Source organism: Fimbriimonas sp. LA-C6, from assembly GCF_055398105.1.
This window is the reverse complement of record NZ_AP038796.1, coordinates 2,808,064-2,830,795: the sequence shown is the minus strand read 5'-3', so window position 1 is coordinate 2,830,795 and position 22,732 is coordinate 2,808,064. Positions and strand designations below refer to the sequence as shown.

The following is a 22,732-nucleotide window of genomic DNA, read 5'->3' as shown; positions in this document are numbered from 1 at the left end:
CACTGGATGATTTGTTAAGATTTCTTCTTGTTGCGTGTGATTCTAACACAGGTATTTTGATGATGCATCAAGATATTTGTGTTATTTGGATTGAAAAACTTGGTCAAACCTTTGACTAAAACTATTTCGTAATTGGATACATGTTGTCGGCGGGTCACTTCACCTGGACCGTGCTCAATTTGGTCCAGCCTGCGTTGTAAGGCAGGTCATTTGCGAACTGGATTGCGGGTGTTTGTTTCCATGGATCGATGATTCCGATGCAGAGGCTATATGAGCCTGGTTTTAGGTTCACTTTGGCGTGGGTGCTGAGTTCGAAGTCGCCTGGCAGCCACTTGCGGATGTCGTCGGGGAGGCCCCACGATTGGGCGATCCTTCCAGATGAGTCGATTAGGGACAACTTGACTTGCCAGGGGTAGTAGAACGGTGCTACTCCTTGGTTGATGCCTTTGAGTTTCAAGGTGAGTTCTGATCCCGAGACTAAAGATTTAGTCGCAGTGATCTCTTTAAGTTGAAACTGGTATCCCATTTGGCGGACGACTTCATCGCTACGTGTCTTGTAATCCTTATCTTTGCCATCGAACATGGTGGGGCCGTAGGGGCCGATGAAGGTGAAGTGTGCTTTGTTGATGGCGTCCTGGAGGGTGGCGTAGTCTTTGCCCATGTATTGGGCGGCTGCGCCGGGGACCATCTCTCCTCCGGTTGGGGCGACTTTCCAGTTGTCGGTTCGGCCGGCGGTGCGCATCACGGGAAGGAAGTCCCATGCGTCGGGGCCAAGCGTGTCTTGGGGGATCATATCGTCGTGGTAGCCGATCCATGGGGTTTTGGCCATGGGGCCGACTGCTTGACGTGCGAGCAGGTGTTTGTTGGGGAAGGCTTGGTGCATGGCTTGCACCACTTCTTGTTGTACTGACTCGGATGCGAACAGTTCGTTTCGTGGGTAGGTGTGCCACTCTCCCCAGAAGCCGAGGATGCCTAGTTGGATGAAGGCGACTCTGGGATGGGTGTTGTATCGGCGACCTAACGCGCTGATGAACTTTTTGAGTGATGATCGCAGTTGCGGGTTTTCATAGTCGGGGGATGATCCGCCGCCGTAGTCGGTGTACTTGGTGAGTTTGACGCCTTTGGCGAGGAGCCACTTGGGTACTCCGACTGCCATGGATGGGTAGTCGAGGTAGACACGGAATACGATGTGGCGGCCTTTTGACTCCGGTGTTTCCCAGGAGTTCTTTTCCCACTTGTCGAATGCGTACTTCCCTTCCTCTGGCTCTAGGTCTGCCCATGAGGCGTATTGGTACGCCATGGTGTGGTTGTGCTGGAAGAGGGTTGTGCCTCTTTCTGCAAAAGGAGCAAAGCCTTTGAGGGGGTTGGAGAGTGGGCCGGGTGCTGCTGGTGGATAGATGGTCTGCGTCTGTGCGAGAGCTAGTGTCCCGTTAAGGATTAATGTGCTCGCAATGGAGCGCATCCATATCTTTATATAGTATTGAGATAGGTTCTTATTTGTTTTGGTTTCTGCTTGCGACATCAGCTGGCCCATGGGAGTTCTTTCTCCCTGTTGCTTCAGCATTTTAAGGCAGCTTTCACGAATAAGCAACCGAATTTGAGAAAAAACTAGAAGTTTTGTGAAGAGGAAAATAGTCCAACGTTTGACCAAGAAATCGACGTTGTCATCTTTGTAAATACTGCGATACTATTCTGTAAACGAGATATTGACCTCGGCAGATGTTGTGCGGAAGTCGGCTCGATAGTAAGTGGTTTAAGTGGATATGAAACCGATCAATCGTTTGACCTTTGCGTTGTTGGGAGCCGGTGGGCGGGGCACGATGTTTGCGGAGTGGCTGGAGCAGAACCTGGGTCAAGGGTCTGTGGTGGCGGTTGCTGAGCCGAAGGCGGACAGGCGGTCTCACATCGCACAACTTCATGGCATTGGAGAGGAGAACTGCTTTGACGGTTGGGAAGAGTTACTTGCTCGGCCCAAGTTGGCGGATGTGGTCATCAACACCACGATGGACCAGGAGCACATCCAGAGTGCGGTGATGGCGATGAGAAACGGCTATCACATGCTGCTTGAGAAGCCGATGGCTACCACGCTGGAGGATTGTGCTGCGATCGATTCGGTGCGTCGCGAGACGGGGAGCATTGTGAGTGTTTGCCATAGCCTCCGGTATCACGCGGTTTATCGAGAGGTTCGGAGGCTGCTTCGTTCGGGTGCGATTGGGAAGATCGTTTCTGTGGATCAGTTAGAGGCGGTGGAGCATATCCACCAGTCTCACTCGTTTGTGCGGGGGAATTGGGGGAATCAGAGTCGGAGCAGCTTTATGCTGATGACCAAGAGTTGCCACGACATTGATATCTTGGCGGACATCATTGATGAACCTTGTGAGAGTGTGTCTTCGTATGGGTCGCTGTCCTTCTTCAATAGCGACAATGCGCCGGAGGGTGCACCTAAGTTCTGTGTCCAGGGTTGCCCTGTCGAAGAAAGTTGCCCTTATTCGGCGCTGAAGATTTATGGGGAGGATACGGGTTGGACCCGTCATGCGGGGCTGTCTGGGATTTCACGGCATGAGTTGATTGCTCGACTGGCTTCGGATCGGTATGGGCGGTGTGTTTTCCAGTGCGACAACGACGTGGTGGATCATCAGGTGGTGGCCATGCAGTTTGCGGGTGGCATCACGGCGACGTTTACGATGACGGCGTTTACTCCTACTGGCGGGCGGTATTTGAGGATTCACGGAACGAAGGGGTATCTGGAAGCGAAGATTGATCAGAACACAGTGGACTTGTACGAGTTCTGGGCTAACAATCGCCATACGCGGATTGATGTGCCTGTGGAGACAGGCGCTCATGGTGGGGCGGATGCTTCGGTGATTCGGAATCTGATTGATGCGGTTGTGAACCGAGATCCTGGGTCTGTTTTGACTTCGACTGCTGCCTCTTTACGGACTCATACGATTGTTTTTGCCGCTGAGAAGTCGCGTTTGGAGGGGCAGGTGGTGAAGTTGGGTGAGATGAAGCTGCCAAGTCGGGTGAGTTAGTCTAATAAATGTCCGAATTAGCCTATTGTTATGTTAAGCCGTTTGTGCAAAGCTAAGCCTTATGGAAAGGCGACGCAGCGAAGCAAACGGCTTCAGCCGACGTGAGTTTTTGCAGTACTCCGGTGGAGCAGGCTTAGCGCTGTCCATGGGAAGGCTTCCAAAGCTCCCCGGCACTCCTGATAAGATCATTTTGGGCAGTGGGTCCCACAAGTATGAGTGCATCCACGACTGGCTCACTCCTCCAGACGGCATGGCTTTTGGAGATACGCATGGCGTTGCACAGGACTCGAAAGGCAACATTTATCTTGCTCACACAGTGAATGGCGCTAGTAAGAGTGACAATGCCATCGTCAAATATGACAAGCATGGCAAGTACGTGACTTCTTGGGGTGATCGGTTTAAGGGCGGTGCTCACGGTCTCGATCTCAGGAAAGAGGGTCATGAAGAGATCCTTTATCACTGCGACGTTGCGCACAACAAGGTTGTCAAGACGACTCTTGATGGCAAGGTGATTTGGGAGACGGGGGCGCCTGGTGAGGCGGGTGTTTATAAGGACGGAGCGCCGTTTACTCCTACGAATGTGGCTTTCTCACCAAATGGCGACTTTTACGTTGGGGACGGGTATGGCTCCAGCTGGATCCACCAGTACGACATGAAGGGCAACTATATACGCACCTTTGGTGGACAGGGGACTGATCCTGGGAAGGTGAACTGCCCGCATGGTCTGTGGGTGGATTCGCGTGGAAGTGAGCCTGTTCTTGCTGTGGCGGACCGTGGCAACAGGCGGATTCAGTATTTCAGCCTGGATGGCAAGCACATCAAGTTCTGTACGGAAGGGATGCGACAGCCCTGTCACTTCTCGATTCGGCATGACGAGATGTTGGTGCCGGATTTGGCGAGTGTCATCACCATTTTGGACAAGGACAACAAGGTCATTGTGCAGTTGGGCGATGGCGATCCGAGCCAGTTGCGCGACCATCCGCGGAAGGACTTCATCCCTGGCAAGTTCATCCACCCGCACGATGCGATGTTCTTGAATAACGGCGATATTCTTGTTGCCGAGTGGGTGCCAATCGGTCGGGTTACTCTTCTTAAGAGAATTCGATAATGTGTCGCGAGTCCGCCTAACCTCGATACTTGGGTGGGGCGGACTCGCTGTGTTAGATTCGCAATTAGCGTTAGAACGCAACGCGGATCATCAAATCTGATAAACCTCCTGCCTGCTTGAATCCCCAGAATTTTTATTGGAAGGGGCGAGTGAGGTTATGGTCAGCAGTCTAAGTCTCATACAGGAACAGTCGATTGGATGCGAGGCGACGCTCCATTTGACGCCGGTGCCCTCGACCTACTGCCGGGTTCGTTCTGCGGCTTCTGAGGACAATGACGCGATTCGGCTCCTCGGGCTAAGCTATCGCTCGGCGGACACCTCTTTGCGTAGCCGAGCGGCTTTGAGCGGGGAGAAGCTTGAGCGGTTCTTGGGTCTTCTTCGAGAGTATGGAGTTGCTGAGGCCGTTGTGCTTTCCACTTGCAACCGGACTGAGGTCTACACGTTTGGGGGAGCGTCGCATCAGATCCTGGCTTCTTATGTTTCGGCCACGGGTGTTGCGGAGGATGAGCTAGAGCCGCATCTTTATCGGAAGTCCAATGTGTGTGTCGCTTGTCACCTGTTTCGCGTGGCTTCTGGATTGGATTCTGCGGTGCTTGGGGAGACTGAGATAGTCGCTCAAGTGAAATCTGCTTGGCGTGAGAGCGGGTTTTCTGGTTCCAAACTGGACCTTCTGTTTCAGCGTGCTCTTGAAGCTAGTAAGCGCGTGCGGACTGAGACGGCGCTCTGTAAGAACGTGACTTCCCTCAGTGTTCTGGCCGTGCGCGAGGCCGGGCGTGTTCGGGGTCCGTTGAAAGATCGGAACGTGGTGGTGATTGGCGCGGGGCAGTTCGCGGAGAGAATCGGGAAGGAGCTTCAGTCTGTGGGAGCCTCCAAAGTGAAGGTGTTGAACCGGACAGTGGAGAACGCGAGGCTGCTGGCGGACCGTTTTGGGTTCCAATTTGGTGAGTTGGCTGAGTTGGAGGATGCGCTAGCCGACGCAGATGTGGTGTTTGCGACGGCCACGGCTCCAAGCCCAATCGTTACTTCGAGGCACGTTTCTTCTGGCGCTCGTCCGTTGGTGATTGACCTTGGGATTCCTAGGAACGTAGAGGCTCCCGAGCTCGAAACGCTCAACGTGGATGCGCTTGCGAGCCAGTGTGCGGAGAACGCCGAGGCGCGGAATGCTGCGATTCCTGCGGCGATGAATGTGTTAGAAGCTGAGCTTGAGAAGCTTGAGGTTTCTCTCAAGGAGCGCCGAGCGTCTTCAACGATTCGGGGCTTGGTTCAGCATGGTGAGGCTGTCCGACAGCAGACGTTAGGTTGGGCCTTAGATCAGCTGCCCGACCTTTCCGCGAAGGAACGTCGCGTGTTCGAGGACCTAGCTCGCAGAATGGTAATTGGAATGCTAACGCCTCCCATTGAAGAACTGAAGAAGGGGTCTTTGACTCCTCAGGAACGCGCCGCCGTTGAGCGTGTGTTCCGACTCTCTACGAAGGAGCAAGCAAGTTAAGCTCCGTCTCGGTACCCGTGGCAGCAAGCTCGCCTTGGCCCAGGCGAATATGGTTTCTGATCTGATTCGGGCCCATCACGCTGAGCTTGAAGTTGAGATTGTGGTGATCAAGACCAGTGGTGATCGCGGGGATCGCGACCGGCTTGGTGCGTTTGTGCGGGAGATCCAGGAAGCGCTCTTGAAGAAGGAGATTGACGTGGCGCTCCACTGTTTGAAGGATTTGCCCACGACTCCTGTGGAGGGTCTTTGTCTGGCGGCTTATTTGGAGCGTGAGGATGTTCGGGACACTTTGATCTCGCGTGGGCCGAACCTCAATAAGTTGCGCAAGGGCTCGGTTGTAGGGACTGGGAGCCTGCGGCGTACTTCTCAGATTGCGAGGCTACGGCCTGATGTTTCGTTCAAGCCGCTTGTGGGGAATGTGGACACGCGGCTTCGGAAGCTGATGGACGGTGAGTACGACGCGATTGTGCTGGCGGTGGCTGGTTTGAACAGGTTGGGTTTGAGCGGCGACACGTGGAGCGAGTCGGAATATAAGGATTTGGTGGTTTGGCCCCAACCGGTGACGGCCATTGTTCCGGCACCAGGACAGGCGGTGCTTGTTTTGGAAACTCGGTCGGAGGATAGCTCTACTCAGTCGAAGATTGCGCATTTGCATGATGAGAACACAGCTGCTGCTAGCAAGGCGGAGCGTGCGTTTCTCGCAACTTTTGGTGGCGGATGTTCTGTGCCTGTGGGTGCTTATGCCCGTGTTACGGAGGATGGACTGCAACTGGAAGGGTGTGTGTCTTCTCCTGATGGGACGAAGCAGATCCTTGGTGGCGAGTTCGGCGAAGTGGATTCGCCGGAGGAGCTTGGGGTCCATCTGGCCGAGGCTTTTGGTGCACAGGGTGCATTCGATATCGTCAATGAGGTTCTTCGCGAACGCGATTCAACCCCTACTCAATCTTAGGAAATTCTCGAATGTCTGAACGACAACTCAATCTGTACTCAACCTACGCTTACACCGATGCCTACTTCGCCTTGAGTGAAGAGGCTCGGAAGTCCGTACGCAAGAACCTCGCTAAGGTTGTTGTTGGGCTTGCGGAAGCGACCCACTTTTACTCCGTGTTTCCTGCGCGGTCCGATACGGACTTTCTGATTTGGTCGGGGTGGCAGGTGAGTGAGGACGGGGATAAGACGGCGGATGCGTTTAAGGCGTATCAGGCTGCTTTGGAAGGGTTGAGGCAGTTTGTGAAGCCGGTTCAGAGTCTTTGGGGTTACACCCGGATTTCTACTTACTCCCGTGGAAAGAGCGAGCAGGATATGGATCCTTTTGACGGTCAGCGGGCGCCTTATTTCGTGGCCTATCCGTTTAGTAAGACCAAGGAGTGGTACCTGATGAGCATGGATGCGCGGCAGGGGCAGATGAATGAGCACATTAAGCTTGGGAAGCAGTACACCGAGATCAAGCAGTTGCTGTTGTACTCCTTTGGGTTGCAGGATCAGGAGTTTGTGGTGGCTTATGAGACTCCGAGTTTGCCGAAATTTAGTGAGCTGGTGAACGGTTTGCGCGCTACTGAGGCGCGACGCTATACGCTTTTGGATACGCCGTTGATCACTGGGTTCTATCTGACTCAAGAGGAGTTTGTCCGCTGAGCGATCTCTTTTTGAAGGCTTGTCGAGGTGAGCAGACTCCGCGTCCGCCGATCTGGCTGATGCGGCAGGCGGGGCGATATTTGCCAGAGTATCGCGAACTTCGCAAGGGGCGGACGATGCTGGAGGCAGTCAGTACGCCGGATATCGCGATTGAGGCGACGCTTCAGCCGATTCGTCGGTTTGGGTTTGATGCGGCGATTCTGTTCTCGGATTTGACGGTTCCGTTTACGCCGATGGGTGCTCCGTTTGAGATCAAGGAGGGCGTTGGGCCGGTCGTCGAGGCTCCGGTGCGGTCTTTGGACGATCTCAGTCGGTTGCGTCGGTTTGATGTGGAAGAGGGGCTGCCTTTTGTTCTGGAATCGATTCGCGGATTGAAGCGTGAGTTGAGTGTGCCTCTGATTGGGTTTACGGGTGCTCCGTTTACGTTAGCGAGCTATCTGATTGAGGGTGGGCCGTCTCGCGATCTGCGGCATACGAAGGCGATGATGGTGGGCAACCCGGAGCTTTGGCATCGGTTGATGGCCCTTCTGTCGGATGTGGTGGCGGACTACCTGGCTGCGCAGATTCGGGCAGGCGCGGACGCAGTTCAGTTGTTCGACTCTTGGGTGGGAAGTCTTTCTCCCGAGGCTTATCGAGAGTATTTGCTGCCGCATATGAAGTCGATTTTTGAGCGACTGAAGCCTTTGGGGGCTCCGGCAATCCATTTTGGTACGGGGAATCCCTTGTTGCTCCCTATTCAGCGCGAGGCGGGGGGCGATGTGATTGGGGTGGATTTCCGTGTGACTCTGCAGCATGCTGCGGCTCTGGTTCCGGGAATTCCTTTGCAGGGCAATCTTGATCCGACGGTTCTTCATACGGATCGGGAGACGGTGGCTCGCGAGGCGCGTCGGATTGTTGAGGAAGGGAGAAGGCTTAAGGGGCACATCTTCAACCTTGGGCACGGCATCTTGACTGAAACTCCGCTTGAGAATGTGGAGCAGCTTGTGGAGACGGTTCGGAATGGCTAAACGAGTTGCCATCATCGGCGGCGGTATAACCGGCCTGGTGGCAGCTCTGAGTCTTGAGCAGGACACTCAAGCGGAAATTGATCTTTATGAAGCTTCACCAGTTCTGGGGGGCAAGCTTCAGACGGAGCATCGGGACCCGTTTTTGGTGGAGCGGGGGCCGGATTGCTTCTTTTCTCTAAAGCCTGGTGTGATGGAGTTGGTCGAGGAATTGGGGCTGGAGGATCAGCTGATTCAACCTCAGGCAAAAGCGTTTGCGATGCTCATTGGAGGGCGCTTGCATACGGTACCGGCGGGATTGGTGACGCTTTCTTCGGTCCATGCGGAGGCTGTTTGGGCGGCGGATTTTCTCTCTGAGGAGACGAAGCGGCGGGTTTTGGCGGAGCCTGAGCAGCCGCGTGGGACTGCGGACGATGAGTCGATTCGCGAGTTCTTTGAGCGCAGGTTTGGGGCTGAGTTTACGCGGTTGGTTGCGGAGCCTTTGTTGGCGGGGACCCATGGGGGAGATGCTGGGAACCTGAGTATGCGTGCTCTTTATCCGGGCTATTTGGCTCTGGAGCGCCAGAAGGGTTCGTTGAGTTCGGAGGTTCCGGCGGCTTCCGGGAAGCCCTCATTTCTGTCGTTTCGTGACGGGATGGGGACACTGGTGCAGGCGCTTCAGCATCGGCTTTCGCGGACGCGGGTTCATTTGAATCATGCCTGTGAGGTGCTTCCTGAGGCTGATGAGGTTTTGGTGGCGGTTCCCGCAAATCGGGCTGCTGGTTTGTTGCCGGGGTGTGGGCTTGAGCGGATTGAGCATCGGTCTAGCTCGATTGCTACGTTTGCTTTTCGCGCAGAGGATGTGGAGCTGCAGTTGAACCACACCGGATTTTTGGTGCCTTCGAGTGAGCCGAGCACGATCACCGGTGCGACTTGGAGCAGCGCGAAGTGGAAGGGGCGGGCTCCTGAGTCGACGGTGCTATTGCGGGTGTTTATGAGGCAGGAGACGGATGCTTTGGCGGCTGTTCGTCCTTTGTTGGGCATTACGGGGAATCCCATTTTCTCGCGCGTGGATCATTGGATGGATGCTTTGCCTCAGTACACGGTTGGGCACTTGGACAAGCTCGCCGAGATTGAATCGCTTTTGCCAGCGTACGTTACGTTGGCTGGAACAAGTTATCGTGGGGTCGGTGTTCCCGACTGTCTTCGTCAGGGGCGCGATGCGGCCCGAAAAATCGCTGAAAGCTTATGAAACTAGGACTTCTTGTCATGCACTACGGCACGCCTGCTTCGATGGACGAGGTGCTGCCTTATTACACTCACATCCGTCGGGGGCGAGCGCCTTCGCCGGAGCAGTTGAAGGATCTGGTGGATCGCTATGAGGCGATTGGCGGGCCTTCGCCATTGACAGTAATCTCGGAGAACCAAGCTGCATCGATTGGGGAAGGCTTGGCGAAGCTGGGGTTTGATGCGCAGATCTATATCGGCACCAAGCACACCTCGCCGTTTGTCGCCGATGCTGTGAAGCAGATGGTTGCGGATGGGGTTGAGCGGGCTCTGGGCGTTGTACTAGCACCTCACTTCTCTTCCTATAGCATTGCCGCGTACAAGAAGTATGCGGAGGATGCGAAGGAGAACATCCATCTGGACATTCTGGAGCGGTGGGGAACTTTGCCGGCTCTGATTGAAGGGTTGGCGAAGCGTGTGACCGACCAGGTTGGTGATTGGAATCTGGACGAGACGTTGGTGATTTTCTCGGCTCACTCGTTGCCGGAGAAGATTGTTGCCAATGGCGACCCTTATAAGGATGAGCTGTTGGAGACGAGTCGTTTGGTTGCTGAGAAGGCGGCGCTTCCTCACTGGACGTTTGCTTTTCAGAGTGCCAGTCAGACGGGTGAGCCTTGGCTGGGGCCTGACATTTTGGATGTGATTTCGGAGCATGCACCTCATTACAAGAACGTGATCTCTTGCACGGTGGGCTTTGTGTCGGACCATCTTGAGGTGCTGTATGACCTCGGGATTGAGGCGCGGGATCGGTGCGATGAGTTGAATCTCAATTTCCGTCGAGCGGAGACGATTGGCAACGATCCCGCGGTTCTGCACGCGTTGGCAGAGCTGATGGCGCGGCAGTTCTTATTAGAATAGGCCTACTTGGGAGCCGGAATAGTTGGGGAACACTTCGCTTAGTTTGGTGTTCCCCATTCGTTTTGTGAGGATCTCACCGAGCACCGATCGGTAGTCGGTGGTCACCCGAAGATCGCCCACCTTATCCAGTTGATGAGCTTCGAGACCTGGCCATTTCGCATAGACTTTGCCTCCTTTGACGTTTCCGCCGAGTACGAACATGGCTCCTGCTCGTCCGTGGTCGGTTCCGAATCCTCCATTTTCTGCGACGCGGCGTCCGAACTCGGACATCACGACGATGGTGACTCGGTTGATCTCAGGTCCGAGGTCTTTTACGAATGCTGCTAGCGATTGGCCGACGTCTTGGAGGAGCAGGGCTTGCCAGCCGATGTCTGCACCTTGAGCGACGTGGGTGTCCCAGCCGCCTTTGTCTAGACATAGGGTCTCCACGCCGACTTTGCCTTTGATGAGACACGCGGCCTGCTTCATGCCTTGGCCGAGATCGCTTGTTGGGTACTCGACTCCGGTGGTGGCTTTGTAGTGTTGTGGGTCGAGCTGGTTGAGGGCGTCGACGGCTTTCATGGTGAGCTGACCGGCGTGGCTGACTTCGTCTCGGCCGACGTTGTAGAGCCGGCGGAGTTTCTCTTGGTACCCCGCCGTGCCTTGGAGTTTGAAGTCGTTGAGGGAGGTGAGTGCCATGGCGTGTGTTGCGCCTCGGAGGGACTCGGGGACGGTCTCGCTGAAGGAGATGGCTCGGAGTGGCGAATCGGTGGTCGATTCGGTGGAGTTCAGGTGTCTTGCGAGCCAACCACTTGCTGGGCCGACGCCTTCGTGCGCTGCGCCGCGTTCGACGGCGGACATGGCTTCGAAGTGGGAGCGGGTGTGATCGTCCGAGCCGCAGGCGTGGAGTACGGCCATCTTGCCATCGTGATAGAGCTCTTGGAGGGGCGAGAGTGCCGGATGGAGTCCGTAGAAGCCGTCTAGGTCGAGTGCTCTTGCTCGGGCGACGACTTTGCCATCTTTGGGACGGCCGATAGCGAGGGTTGGGCGTGCTCGGTAGTAGGCGTCTTCTGCGTGGGGGACTACGATATTGAGGCCGTCGGCACCTCCACGCAGAAAGACGTAGACGAACACGTTTCTGTCTTTGCCATCTGGGCTTACGGTTACGTTGGCGAGGGCCGATTTGACGCTGGTCCAGCCCACGAGACCCAGGCCAGCGCCAACGAGGAGGTTCCTCCGGGATACGCCGAGTGAGTTTGAAAAAGTTCGCGACTCGGGTCTGGTTGAGCCGCCGCCGTCACATGTCCACCAATCCGTTTTCATACACTCCTCATGCCCACTGGAACCCTGGCGACGCTAAGCATAGTGCTAGGGCTTCTTTCTTTGTGGATGCTTCTATTTGTTTGGTCAATTCGGCGTCTTCTGTGCCTGGTTTTCGACCGTGGGTTAGTTCAAACCAGTCGCCGGTGGCTTTGACGGATGTTCCGCCGATCTCATCGTTTGCGAGTGCGTAGGCGAAGTTCCACCTGGGCAGCATCGAACCGGTCCAGGAGGCCATTCTCACCGGGTAGCCATCGGGCATGGGCCACATGTGGAGGGCTTGCCCCATGTTGGTGAGGTGGTCTTGGAGTTGGTGTCCGGCGTCTGTGTCGCAGTCCACGGCTCGCATGGCTGAGACCATGTAGTCGAAGGGGCGTTTTAGGCGCGGGGTGCTTTCGAGCAGCTCTTTTGAAAGAAGGAGCGGCTCTAGCATTTGGCGAATGTCGCCGCCGGTATGGAGGAAAATGCTTGCGAGGGCGTCGGTCCAGTTTTTGTCCTCTTTGCCTAGGAAGTAGGTGACGAGTTTCTTCGAGATGAAGCGGGCGGTTTCAGGCCGGTTGCATAAGATCTCTAGGATTTTCTCGCCATCTTGTTGCCCACCCCCTGCGGGGATGGTGTTGCCTAGAACCGTTTTCGCGCCATTGTCGTGGAGGTCCTCGTCGAATCGGAACTTCCCTTTGGGTCTCAGGAAGCGGGTTTCGACGGTCCAGCCTGTGAAGCAGCGGGCGACTTCTTGAACATCCTTTTGTGTGTAGCCGCTTCCCACGCCCATGGTGTGCAGCTCCATGAGTTCGCGTCCATAGTTTTCGTTGGGACTTCCGCTATGGTTTTGCGGGTTGTCGAGGAAGGTCAGCATTGCGGGGCTGTGTGCCGAGGCGCTGAGGAGGTCTGGGAACTTACCCAGTGCGTTGGCGCGCAGGACCTGGAGCTCCTCGGTGCCGAGTCGGAACGTGCCGTCGGCTTTGGGGGCGTAGATGTTGAAGTGGTTGGTCCAGAAGTCGACCATCCGCTCTAACAACTGGTTTTGCCCATACACGGAGCGCAAGATGCCCGCTTGCTGCAGTTGAGCCATGACGACTCCTTTGGGGAGATCGAACTGTTCGGACGTGCTGAGCCGGTACACGTCGAGGCGGCTCAGCAGCATTCGGAGTCTTACATCCTCTGTTTGCGAGGCTGCCAGCTGTTGGCGGACATAGGCCTCGTGCCCCATCTCTTCCACTCGGGCTATGTCGCCTGGGCGGGGGCCGAAGGCGACCCTATCGAGGAGCCTTTTGGCCGGACGCGTGTCTCCCTTAGGGAGGGGACGCGCGTCGGGGTGATTGGCCAGACGGTTTGCCAGTGGCGCGCATCCCATTAAGGCGCTTCCTACTCCGGCCACGATTCCGGCTCGGAGGCAATCTCGACGGCTTACTTCCATAGACGGTTATCTCACTTCGTTTAGTGCGGACTGATATTCGCGAGTGAACATCGCTTTCCAACCGCAGCCCAGGGAAGCCACCATCACGATGGGGCCGAATGCGAACCAGCCGAGCAAGGGGACCATGGCTCCTGTAACGAGGAATCCGACTGCTTTGACGAAAGCCGTGTAGTCGTTGAGGTCTGGGCTCATCTGCTTCATGCGCTGGCCTGCGGAGTGGGCGATGCCTGCGGCACCGAGGACGCCGATGGCTAGGAGCGAGAGCAGAAGTACCCAACCGACAAGCTTGCCTAGCGGTAGCGGCTGGCTTAGAAGAACGACGGAGAGAAGGCCTGGGATGAGGACAAGCAAAAGCCCCAAACCAATGCTCTTTTTAGGAGCGGTCTCTACGGCCTCTTTGGCGATTGCCACGCGGTCGGAGAAGAGAAGGCCAAAAGAGACGATCAAAGCCCAGCTCGTTAAACTGAGTCCAACGAGAAAAGCGACAACGGAAAGAACATCACCAGCAGTTACCATGGGTTAAACCTCACAGAACACCATAGGTGCTGGATGAGGTTTACGAGAGCCTTGTGGCACCAAAGGCCCGCTGAGAAAGTTGCAAGTTGGGCCGAATGGCCCACTACATATCGTTGTTAGGCTTGCCAGCCCCACTTGATGAACTGCTCTTCGAAGGTCCCGTCGGAATTGAGGTCTAGGACTCGGTAGCCTGGTTCGAAGCCGTCCAGTGGACCTTTCCACCAGTTGCCGCATACGGCGCCGCTGCACATGTAGGAGACACCTTTGAAATCGACGCGGTCGATCATGTGCATGTGGCCGCTGAGGGCGATTTTGACATGTGGGTTCTTGGCGAAGAGTGCTCGGATGGGATCGAGGTTTTTGGTCATGACGTCTCCGCCTATGTTCCATTCGCCGGAGGTTGTGTTGTAGCCGCCTACGAGTGCGGTGACGGAGAGGAGTGGGATGTGGGACATGACCACAGTTGGGAGTTTGGTGGAGGCTAGGTCCCCTTGCAGCCACTCCATCTGGGCGTCATCTACCAGACCGTTGTAGCCGTCGGATGTGAGGAGAATATTGTCTAGGACTACGAAGTGCCAACCTTTGAGGTCGAAGCTGTGATAAGTCTTCTCGTAGCCGAAGACGTCTTTGAACCACTTCTTGGCCCAGAGTCTTTCGCTGCCGTCTGTGTGGCTGTCTTTTTTGTCCCATCCCCAGACGTCGTGGTTGCCGAGGGCGTGGTGGATTGGGACGTGGATGTTCTCTTTGACGAGCCCCTTATAGAGTTCCCACTGGAGCTTGGTGCGGGCTTCGGTTTGTGCGAAGCCATCCATGATGAGATCTCCGCCTACCATGACGAGGTCCACTTTGGGCCGGAGGTTCATGGCGTGCTGCATCGCTTTTGCGGCTCCTTTTGCTGCGCCGAGTTCGGGTTGCACATGAAAGTCGGTCATGTGGGCCATGCGCAGGGATTTCGATTTCCCGATAGTCGGGAGCATCGAGACCGCACCTGCTGCCAATAAACTCCGCCGAGAGAACAAAAACGACATAGTGCGGAGTGTACATGGGCCTCATAATGAAGCCGTTAAGACCCGATTCAATTGTTTAGGTGATGAAGAAGTAAATGGATGAGACTCAGTTACAAAATACGGTCGAACTGTATACCATGCTCGCCGATCCAGACGAGTTGAGAAACGACGATTGGATGGCTCACTTCTCGGATGTGGCGTTTAAGGCACCTCTCACCATCGGGGAGAACGAGTGCTTTTTTGGTCCGGACGGTTTTGTTTACTTCGGTCTGTATCCACCTAAGCCTGGCAAGCCTTTTCAACCGTTGTCGATTGAGCTGATGCTGGATTATCTGATTGAGCACGAGGTTGGGGTTGTGATTCATAACACGGAGAATCAGCCTGCTTGGGTTTTCAACTTTGGCGATGTGATTGCTTGGAAGCTGTATGGAACGTTTGTTCCTCCGCGCTTCTGGGACGATCCTGAGCCCAAAGGTTATGAGGAAGAAGTGATTAAGGACGCTGAAGAGATTGAGTGCGGCGCTCCGAACGACCAGATGCTTCCACCGGCGGTCCGCAAGGCTCTGCGGGTGTTTATGAAAGAGAGTCTCCACATTGGTGTTCCCAAGGTTGGGGTGGTGAAGCGGCCGGATAGAGCCTCTCACTTGGTGTTTAACTTGGACCCCGCTTTGTTTGATGACGAGGCGAAGATGCGATGGGCGTTTGAGGGAATCCACTGGTTCATTCCGAAGTGCATTCCGGTTTATCGTATGGACTCGGTTGCGGCGGCGGAGTGGCTTGTGGCTCTGTAGGTAGCTGCGAAGTAAAGCAAGGTTGTGTTGGTAGGCCTAGGCGCCTTGTAAGGCGCCTAGGCCAGCATCACCATCGCACCTAATTTAGCCTCTTGTCGAGAGCATTCCTAGTCCTGTAAGCATTTTGGGAGGAGCTTTTCGGAGCATTTTGAAGGAGTTCTCCTGCTCGTCGGCAAACTTCTCTACGCAGGTCCACATCTTCTCCCAGATTTCATCGGGCATGTTGAGTGCTGGTGAGAGGCGGACGACTCGCTTGGAGCTGAGGCTTAAGTTGGCGTGGAGGCCGGCTTGGTGGAGCCAGTAGAGGCCTAGGATGGATGTGAGTTCTCCGACTAGGCCGTGCGTGGCGACGGGGAGGGCTGGTTTGAATTGGATGGCGAAGAGCATGCCCTTGCCGCGGACTGCTTCGATGAGTTTTGGATGAGCGGCGGCGATTTTTTTCAGTCGCTCTAGGCCTTCGGCTCCCATTCTTGCTGATCGAGTGGGCAGATCTTCTTCGATTAGGATTTCCAGTGATTTGAGGGCGACTGCGCAGGCCAACGAGCCTCCGCCGAAGGTGTTGGAGTGGCGCTTACTGCCTAGTCCGCCGAGCATCTTCTTAAAGATGGCGTTTCGGGCGATGGTGGCACCGATGGGGACAAGGCCTCCTCCGAGAGGCTTGGCAAGGGTGATGATATCGGGATCGAGTCCCTGGGCGATGCTTTCGAACCACGTACCGCAGCGTCCGAGGCCGGTCTGGATCTCGTCTGCGATCACGAAGATGCCGTGTTTCTTGCACACTCCGCCGACGGTTCTCAGGAAGCCATCGGGTGGGATCACTACGCCCCCTTCCCCTTGCAGGGGTTCTAGGATGACGCAGGTGATTGTGTCGGGTCCGAGCGATTTGACGGTGGCTTCGAAGGTCTGGATATCTCCGTAAGCGATGGTTTCGACTCCGGGCATGAGCGGGCGAAACATTCCCTGATACTCCTCGTTCGGGGTGAGGCTGAGAGGGATGAAGGTTTTGCCGTGGTAGCCGCCTTTAAAATTGATGATTTTGGTCGACTTTTGTCGGGAGGCCTTGGCGAGTTTGACGGCGCACTCAATGGCTTCTGCACCGCTGTTGGAGAGGAAGACTCGCGAGTCTTTGTGGGAGGGGGCTACCGAGGCAAGCAAGCCGATCAGGCCGTCTTCGAGGGCAGCACGCCAAGCGGAACTCGATTGTTGAGGGAGTCCCATTGACTTGTCCTCGTTGAGGAACTGAGTCATGAACTGGATGAGCGGTTGGTATCTTTCTCCAAATGGGGATGCTGCGTAGCCGCCCGCATAGACGCGCACCACGCCGTTTTCGTCCTTGAGCTCCCAAGGGTTGACTGACTCGAAGGGGCCAGCGATACCTGCGACTCTGAGGGCGTCGATGAGGTCGCCATTGCCAGTTCGGAGTTCGGCTTCGATTACAGATTCGGAGGAGTACCCGCCAGATAGGATCTGTTGGGTCGAAACGGGGAGTTTATAGTTCAAGCTTGGAATCCTTGTGACTTACTGGCACGCCGGGCTAGCGGCACTTGCCAACTCTCTGCGAGAGCGGGGCAGTTTGCGAGAGCACGAGTTGCCTCGATGTCGCTCTTGCGATGATGCATCACTAAGTTTGCCTCAGCGACGGTCCATTGTGGATAGGGCCTTTCTAAAAGCACTAAATCGAGTCCGGGTTCCACCTTGCCTTCTTTCAGGACTCGGAAGTACCAGCCAGAGCGTCCATTGGCTAGGGTTTGGAGAGCTAGGTCCTCAATTTCCCAACGCTTGGAAAGCTTCCAGCAGGGGACACGGGGTTGGGAAACCTCTAGAGTGACTTCGCCGAGTTGGTATTGGTCGCCGATGCAGACGTCTTTCTCTGTGATGTCTGCGAAGGTGAAGTTCTCTCCGAACGCTCCTCCTGGGAAATCGACATCGAGATCGTCTTTCCAGAGGGGGTAGTTTTCGGCTGAGTAGGCGAGCACCGCTTTGTCGGGTCCGCCGTGGAAGCGTAGGTCTGCTTGGCCATCTCCTTCTAGCTGAGTTTTGCTTAGAAGCCTGGACCCCTCGACGGGGAATTTGAAGAAAGCGGTTTCCCAGTAATCTTCAGTTCCTTCTACTCCGTAAGCGGTAGGCAACCCGACCTGAATGGAAATCAGCTTTGGCATAGAGATCACCCTAACAACTGCATTCTGCTCGATTTGGTGTCTCGCCAGACCAGCACAGATCGATGGAAATCAGCATGAACTCGGGAGTCGGTGGTTATCAATGGATACCAATCGATCTAGCCGTATCTCGGAGCCGTCTTTCATTTTGAGGTATTCGGCTTTGTCGCGGGTGAATACGTCTGCAACCACACCGTGGATCTCGAGTTCTTTATCCCCGTCCTTGTAGCGGACCACGCACTCGTTGCGGGTGGTGGCGGCCGATTCGAGGAGGTCGTGGAATTCGCAGCTGATGGGTTTGTAGTCGCTCACAAGAATCTTCTACGTAAGTGGATTGGTGACGGGCACACCGATCATGACAGAGAGTAGTTCGGCGAAGAGCATCGACTCTGTTTCTTGGCTGGTCTGGGTGATGCGGGAGAGCGCAAAGTTGTCCCAGTAGCACCAGTCTGGCCAGACGCTGTTGTTGACGAACGAGCCTTGCCCGTAGAACCTGAATAGTGATAAATGCTCCCTACCATCGACGAGGAGTCCTACCGTGAAGAGGTCTTGTTCTTGATAGCTGCTCATGGGCAGTGCGCTGCCCGGTGAGAGATCTGCATAGGAGTAGAGCACATCGTGGACGCGGTCGAAAAGCACCACTCTTGATTTAGTAAAGAACCAGAACCATCGGGTTTGGATTCTGATGAGGCGGTTGGTTGGGTCCACGGTGACCTTTCGCATATAGGCGCCGAGGGTGAAGAGAATCGAGCGCAAGCCGGATACTACGACCAGGTTGCCGTTCTGTTTTGTAACCCGTGGCTTCATTGCCAGTAGGCGACTTATGACGATTGCAAAAGCCCAGTCACCTAACATCTGTACTTCAACCTTAGCGGATCGTTTTGGTTAATTGCCAGTTGGAACATGCAAAATACGCAGATGGCCTCAAGGCTGTTTCTGATCACGGGCTGTCCTGGTTCTGGGAAGACGACTACTTGTAAAGCGTTACTCCAGATGTTCCCTCTTGGGTTGCGAATTTCGGTGGATGACCTGCGGGATCAGGTGGTGTCCGGCATGGCGCATCCTATACCGAACTGGACGGAGGAGGCGAATCTTCAGTTCAACCTTGCTCGTCAGAGTGCGGCGGCGATGGCTCGGTTTTATTTGGAGGCGGGTTTTGCCGTTGCCATTGATGACAACATTCCGCCTCACAAAGCGGATGCGATGTTAGAGCCTTTGGCCGCATGGTCTCCGGTTCGTGTTCTGCTCACTCCGCCGGTTGAGACCTGCTTGCACCGCAACGCAACGAGGACCAAGAATTTTGATCCTGAGGTGCTGGCGGAGGCGATCCGTTGGATGCACCCCGCGATTTTGGAGGGGCATGCCGCCGCCAACTACCTGAGGATTGATAACTCCGACCTCTCTCCGGAAGAGGTCGCGCGTCGGATTCTTAGTTCTTGTTGAGCTTGGTTCGTAGGGCTAGCAAGGGAGGTCTCTCAACGTTTTTGGGGCCGTCATAGCCTGCTTCTTCAGGGCTTACGATTGCTGAGTAGAGGCGTAGGTCGGCGAGTAGTCCACGATACGGTTGGTTGTGAGGGCCGTGGTTGTTTTGGACATTTCCGACTCCGATCCCTGGTGCATAGTTACGATCCAGCATGATCAGGGGGCGCTTTGAGGTCTTTGCGTAGGCCGTTTTGGTGCCATTGATGTACATCATGAGCTCGCCTGAGTTGGCGTTGAAGCTTGCCGTGACGTGGGTCCATTTATTGAGTGGAATCTCGGCCTTGACGACCATTCCTTCTTGGTTCTCGTTCTGGACTCCGAAGTTGACGGTGCCGTCGCCGAGGATGGTGAAGGAGTATGGATCCAGGCCATTTCGATCATCTCCTCGGAAGAGGATCTGTGCGCCTGGGCCGTCTGTGACGTACTTGTTGGGCATCAGCCAAGCGGAGACTGTGATGGAGCCACTCAGGGCGAGATCGGGCAGGTCGCCGAACAGAATGCCTCCCTTGGGTCCGAAGAAGTTGTAGACCACTCCTGGTTGAAGAAACTGTTTTGATACTCCAGGACTCACCTGAGGTTTGACCTGTTTCCCTGCTACCAAAATATCGCCTCGCAAATTGAGCCATAGCACCGGGTTCGGTCCTTGGCTTAGCGTCATCGCCAATGCAGCTCCCATCCAAATCACATTCAACCTCCGTACGCAGAGTAAGACGGTTGCAAGCGTTGGTCGTTACGCCTAGCTCCTCTTACGATCTCGTGGCGATGGGCGTATAATGCGTCCAGTCACTTGCAGGCAAGTATTTTTGCAGTGTTTTTATCGCGCGAACCAAAGTGCGAATCGGGAGAAGAAATGAAGTTAACTGGATTGCCGAGATTCATCTTGCAACCGCTTTTGGGTCTGGCGGAGCGCTGGCCCTGGCTGGGAGCGAAGCTCAATAGGATTGCGATCAACACGATGGTCAGTTCGTGTCGATACCGTCCGCACCCGTGGAGCACGGTGAGCGACTACACCTCTTGGCTGTCGCTTACGGATATGACGTGGAGTGCGCGGCACCTTCCTGCCAAGACCTTGACGGATCTCCCGCCCATTGACGAGCTTGCGGAGTTCTTCCGGCGGCCTGCGGAGCAGGTTTTGAGTCCGAAGTCCACCTGTTTGTTTCCATCTTTTGCGCAGTACTTGACGGATGGATTTATCCGAACACGGATGCCGGTGGGAGATGAATCGGACCAGGTTCGGAAGCGAAATACTTCGAACCACCAGATTGACCTGTGTGCGTTGTATGGGCGGTTGCAGAGTCATACGGATGCGCTGCGGCTTAAGAGTTCGACGCCGGGGCAGTTGGGGCGTTTGAAGTCGCAAATGATTGGCTCGGAGGAGTATCCGCCTTTCTTGATGGGGCCGGACGGAAAGGTCAAGCCGGAGTTCAAAGATCTTGACCCGCCGTTAGGCATTAGCAATGTAACGGACCCTGACCAACTATCCAAGATCTTTGCGGTGGGTGGGGATCGGGCGAATACGACTCCTCAGATTGCGATGATGAATACTCTGTTCCTGAGGGAGCACAATCGACTTGCGGGTGAGTTGGAGCGGGCAAACCCGACTTGGGACGACGAGCGTGTTTTTCAGACGGCTCGGAACATCGTGATCGTGGTGTTCATCAAGATCGTGGTGGAAGAGTACATCAACCACATCAATCCGCTTCCGATGACGCTGAAGGCAGATCCTTCGGTGGCATGGAATGCGCCTTGGAATAAGCCGAACTGGATCACGACGGAGTTCAGCTTGTTGTATCGGTGGCATTCGCTTATCCCGGATGTGATTAGTTGGGGTGGTAAGCCTTATCCGATTGGCAGCACGATGCTCGATACGCGTCCACTTCTAGAGACGGGGCTTCTTCAGGGGTTTATCGATATGAGTTCTCAGGCTGCGGGGCACCTTGAGGCGTTTAATACGACGGCTGCGCTAGTTCCGATCGAGGAGTCGGCGATTAATCAGGGCAGGATCTGCTGTGTGGCGGCATATGTGGATTATCGTAAGTATCTGGGGCTGCCTGTGCCGACGGACTTCAGCCAGGTTTCGTCCCGAAAGGAAGTGGTGGACTTTCTTCGATCGAAGTACAAGCGGGTTGAGGATGTGGAGTTCTACATCGGCTTGTTCGCGGAGGACACGGTTCCCAACTCACCTTTGCCCGAGTTGTTGCAGGGGATGGTGGCGGTGGATGCGTTCTCGCAGGCGCTCACCAATCCTTTGCTTTCGGAGCATGTGTTCAATGAGGAGACTTTCACTAAGTTGGGGATGAACTGTATCAAGAACACGGCTTCGCTGCGAGACATTCTTAACCGAAACACGGTCGGAGTGGGGGATGCACGCATCTCGATGACCCAAAGCACTTGGAAGTTCAAATGGTGACCTAGGTCTGAGCTAATATATCCGCGTGGCGACAGACCCATCGATCTTCTTAGCGCTTGAGTCGGCAGTGGCGGCGGACCCAGAGAATCTGGCGCTCCGCGCCCATCTTGCTCATCTATACAGCGGTGCATCCGAGAATGCAAAAGCCCTGGCGCATGTGGCAGAGGTTTTGAAGCGGAAGCCGGATCACCTGGAGGCGCTTCAGTTGGGTGCTACGGTGGCGGGGGCGCTTGGGGAGACACAGTTGGCTGAGAGCTATTCGCGCTTGGCTAAGGCGTTGGGTGGTAACACGATTCCGAACCTTGATCGTCCGCCTATTGGAGGTTTTGAGGATGATCCCACCCCGATTCGGGTTGAGGCGGATGCTCCGCCTGTGATTCCCTTGGATGCTGAAGCGAGTAGGGTTCGTCTGTCGGACGTTGCCGGGCTTGCGGATGTGAAGGAGCGGATTGATCTCGCATTTCTGGGGCCGTTGAGGAACCCGGAGATTCGGAAGATGTACGGCAAGACGCTTCGGGGTGGGCTGTTGTTATATGGACCTCCAGGTTGCGGCAAGACCTTCCTGGCGAAGGCGATTGCGGGCGAGATGGGCATGCAGTTCGTGACGATTGGGCTGAATGACGTGCTCAATATGTGGCTTGGCGAGAGTGAGCGGCAGCTTCATGACCTGTTTGAAGCGGCTCGGCGTATTCGTCCTTGTGTGCTGTTCATGGACGAAATCGATGCGGTAGGTCGTAAGCGCAGTCTACAGCGAGGGAGTGCTGGTTCCTCGGTGGTGAACCAGCTCTTGAATGAGCTGGATGGCGTGGATGTGGACAATGAGGGCTTGTATGTGATTGCCGCCACCAACCACCCTTGGGATGTGGATGCTGCGTTGAAACGTCCGGGGCGATTTGATCGCACGGTCTTTGTATCACCTCCGGATGCTGCTGCGCGGGAAGCGATTTTCCAGTCTAATTTAAGGGAGAAGCCGCATACCATTACCAACTTTGGGGAGTTGGCGAAGCTGAGTCATGACTTTTCGGGTGCCGATGTGGCGCATGCGGTGGAGTCTGCTACTGAGGTGGCGATGGCAGATGCGATTCGTGCTGGCAAGGTTCGGCCCATTGAGGCGAACGACTTTAAGCGGGTGCTTAAAGACATGCGTCCCTCTACACGGACCTGGTTTGAAACTGCGAAGAATTACGCGTTGTTTGCGAATGAGGGTGGGGCGTATGATGCCCTTGTGGAGTACATGCGCTCAAGGAAGCTTCTCTGAAACT

At 55.4% G+C, this 22,732-nt stretch carries 22 protein-coding genes; 12 read left to right on the top strand and 10 right to left on the bottom strand.

Annotation, left to right across the window (positions count from 1 at the left end; all coding sequences use genetic code 11):
• Nucleotides 1-154: 154 nt before the first annotated feature.
• A complete protein-coding gene (locus tag ACZ51B_RS13145) occupies nt 155-1,564 on the bottom strand; it encodes a DUF4832 domain-containing protein (RefSeq protein ID WP_464293789.1) in 1,410 nt (469 codons plus the stop codon).
• A 199-nt stretch (nt 1,565-1,763) separates the two neighbouring features.
• On the opposite strand from ACZ51B_RS13145, the gene ACZ51B_RS13140 reads away from it, so the two are divergent.
• The 8 genes from ACZ51B_RS13140 to hemH all read left to right on the top strand — a co-directional run bounded on the left by ACZ51B_RS13140 (nt 1,764) and on the right by hemH (nt 10,392).
• A complete protein-coding gene (locus ACZ51B_RS13140) occupies nt 1,764-3,032 on the top strand; it encodes a Gfo/Idh/MocA family oxidoreductase (protein ID WP_464293788.1) in 1,269 nt (422 codons plus the stop codon).
• Between the two features lie 61 nt (nt 3,033-3,093).
• Nucleotides 3,094-4,140, top strand: coding sequence for an NHL repeat-containing protein (locus tag ACZ51B_RS13135; RefSeq protein WP_464293787.1), 1,047 nt, complete (start codon nt 3,094-3,096; stop codon nt 4,138-4,140).
• A 157-nt stretch (nt 4,141-4,297) separates the two neighbouring features.
• On the top strand, nt 4,298-5,629 hold the full coding sequence (gene hemA, locus ACZ51B_RS13130) for a glutamyl-tRNA reductase (protein WP_464293786.1): 1,332 nt from the start codon (nt 4,298-4,300) through the stop codon (nt 5,627-5,629).
• Nucleotides 5,592-6,578, top strand: a complete 987-nt coding sequence (gene hemC, locus ACZ51B_RS13125) for a hydroxymethylbilane synthase (protein WP_464297185.1) — start codon at nt 5,592-5,594, stop codon at nt 6,576-6,578. The genes hemA and hemC overlap by 38 nt, the downstream gene beginning before the upstream one ends.
• A gap of 11 nt (nt 6,579-6,589) precedes the next feature.
• Nucleotides 6,590-7,264 carry a chlorite dismutase family protein gene (locus tag ACZ51B_RS13120; protein WP_464293785.1) on the top strand — a complete coding sequence of 225 codons (675 nt, stop codon included), beginning with the start codon at nt 6,590-6,592 and terminating at the stop codon, nt 7,262-7,264.
• 11 nt (nt 7,265-7,275) lie between these two features.
• On the top strand, nt 7,276-8,271 hold the full coding sequence (hemE, locus tag ACZ51B_RS13115) for a uroporphyrinogen decarboxylase (protein WP_464293784.1): 996 nt from the start codon (nt 7,276-7,278) through the stop codon (nt 8,269-8,271).
• Nucleotides 8,264-9,499 (top strand): protoporphyrinogen oxidase, encoded by a 1,236-nt coding sequence (gene hemG / locus ACZ51B_RS13110; protein ID WP_464293783.1) that lies wholly within the window; start codon nt 8,264-8,266, stop codon nt 9,497-9,499. The genes hemE and hemG overlap by 8 nt, the downstream gene beginning before the upstream one ends.
• Complete coding sequence (hemH, locus tag ACZ51B_RS13105; RefSeq protein WP_464293782.1) at nt 9,496-10,392, top strand: ferrochelatase; 897 nt, start codon at nt 9,496-9,498, stop codon at nt 10,390-10,392. The genes hemG and hemH overlap by 4 nt, the downstream gene beginning before the upstream one ends.
• Here the strand turns inward: hemH and ACZ51B_RS13100 are convergent.
• From ACZ51B_RS13100 to ACZ51B_RS13085, 4 genes are all read right to left on the bottom strand, one after another.
• Nucleotides 10,384-11,694, bottom strand: a complete 1,311-nt coding sequence (locus tag ACZ51B_RS13100; protein WP_464293781.1) for a DUF1501 domain-containing protein — start codon at nt 11,692-11,694, stop codon at nt 10,384-10,386. The two genes, hemH and ACZ51B_RS13100, sit on opposite strands and share 9 nt — an antisense overlap.
• Nucleotides 11,695-11,701: 7 nt before the next feature.
• Complete coding sequence (locus ACZ51B_RS13095) at nt 11,702-13,108, bottom strand: DUF1800 domain-containing protein (RefSeq protein WP_464293780.1); 1,407 nt, start codon at nt 13,106-13,108, stop codon at nt 11,702-11,704.
• A gap of 6 nt (nt 13,109-13,114) precedes the next feature.
• Nucleotides 13,115-13,624, bottom strand: a complete 510-nt coding sequence (locus tag ACZ51B_RS13090; protein WP_464293779.1) for a hypothetical protein — start codon at nt 13,622-13,624, stop codon at nt 13,115-13,117.
• Between the two features lie 116 nt (nt 13,625-13,740).
• Complete coding sequence (locus ACZ51B_RS13085; RefSeq protein ID WP_464293778.1) at nt 13,741-14,652, bottom strand: metallophosphoesterase family protein; 912 nt, start codon at nt 14,650-14,652, stop codon at nt 13,741-13,743.
• 74 nt (nt 14,653-14,726) lie between these two features.
• Here ACZ51B_RS13085 and ACZ51B_RS13080 point away from each other — a divergent pair, with 74 nt between their 5' ends.
• Nucleotides 14,727-15,422, top strand: coding sequence for a hypothetical protein (locus ACZ51B_RS13080; RefSeq protein WP_464293777.1), 696 nt, complete (start codon nt 14,727-14,729; stop codon nt 15,420-15,422).
• Between the two features lie 84 nt (nt 15,423-15,506).
• On the opposite strand, the gene ACZ51B_RS13075 is transcribed toward ACZ51B_RS13080, so the two are convergent.
• From ACZ51B_RS13075 to ACZ51B_RS13060, 4 genes are all read right to left on the bottom strand, one after another.
• Complete coding sequence (locus tag ACZ51B_RS13075; protein ID WP_464293776.1) at nt 15,507-16,922, bottom strand: aspartate aminotransferase family protein; 1,416 nt, start codon at nt 16,920-16,922, stop codon at nt 15,507-15,509.
• Nucleotides 16,919-17,581, bottom strand: coding sequence for an MOSC domain-containing protein (locus tag ACZ51B_RS13070; RefSeq protein WP_464293775.1), 663 nt, complete (start codon nt 17,579-17,581; stop codon nt 16,919-16,921). The genes ACZ51B_RS13075 and ACZ51B_RS13070 overlap by 4 nt, the downstream gene beginning before the upstream one ends.
• 69 nt (nt 17,582-17,650) lie before the next feature.
• Entirely contained in the window at nt 17,651-17,890 is a 240-nt protein-coding gene (locus tag ACZ51B_RS13065) for a Rho-binding antiterminator (protein ID WP_464293774.1), read from the bottom strand.
• A gap of 9 nt (nt 17,891-17,899) precedes the next feature.
• Nucleotides 17,900-18,385 carry a hypothetical protein gene (locus ACZ51B_RS13060; protein WP_464293773.1) on the bottom strand — a complete coding sequence of 162 codons (486 nt, stop codon included), beginning with the start codon at nt 18,383-18,385 and terminating at the stop codon, nt 17,900-17,902.
• 96 nt (nt 18,386-18,481) lie between these two features.
• Between ACZ51B_RS13060 and ACZ51B_RS13055 the strand changes: the two genes are divergently transcribed.
• Nucleotides 18,482-19,021 (top strand): AAA family ATPase, encoded by a 540-nt coding sequence (locus ACZ51B_RS13055; RefSeq protein ID WP_464293772.1) that lies wholly within the window; start codon nt 18,482-18,484, stop codon nt 19,019-19,021.
• On the opposite strand, the gene ACZ51B_RS13050 is transcribed toward ACZ51B_RS13055, so the two are convergent.
• Nucleotides 19,008-19,718 carry a LamG domain-containing protein gene (locus ACZ51B_RS13050; protein ID WP_464293771.1) on the bottom strand — a complete coding sequence of 237 codons (711 nt, stop codon included), beginning with the start codon at nt 19,716-19,718 and terminating at the stop codon, nt 19,008-19,010. The genes ACZ51B_RS13055 and ACZ51B_RS13050 overlap by 14 nt on opposite strands.
• Before the next feature lie 192 nt (nt 19,719-19,910).
• Here ACZ51B_RS13050 and ACZ51B_RS13045 point away from each other — a divergent pair, with 192 nt between their 5' ends.
• On the top strand, nt 19,911-21,470 hold the full coding sequence (locus ACZ51B_RS13045) for a peroxidase family protein (RefSeq protein ID WP_464293770.1): 1,560 nt from the start codon (nt 19,911-19,913) through the stop codon (nt 21,468-21,470).
• A 25-nt stretch (nt 21,471-21,495) separates the two neighbouring features.
• Complete coding sequence (locus tag ACZ51B_RS13040) at nt 21,496-22,728, top strand: AAA family ATPase (protein WP_464293769.1); 1,233 nt, start codon at nt 21,496-21,498, stop codon at nt 22,726-22,728.
• The last annotated feature ends 4 nt before the right edge of the window (nt 22,729-22,732 follow it).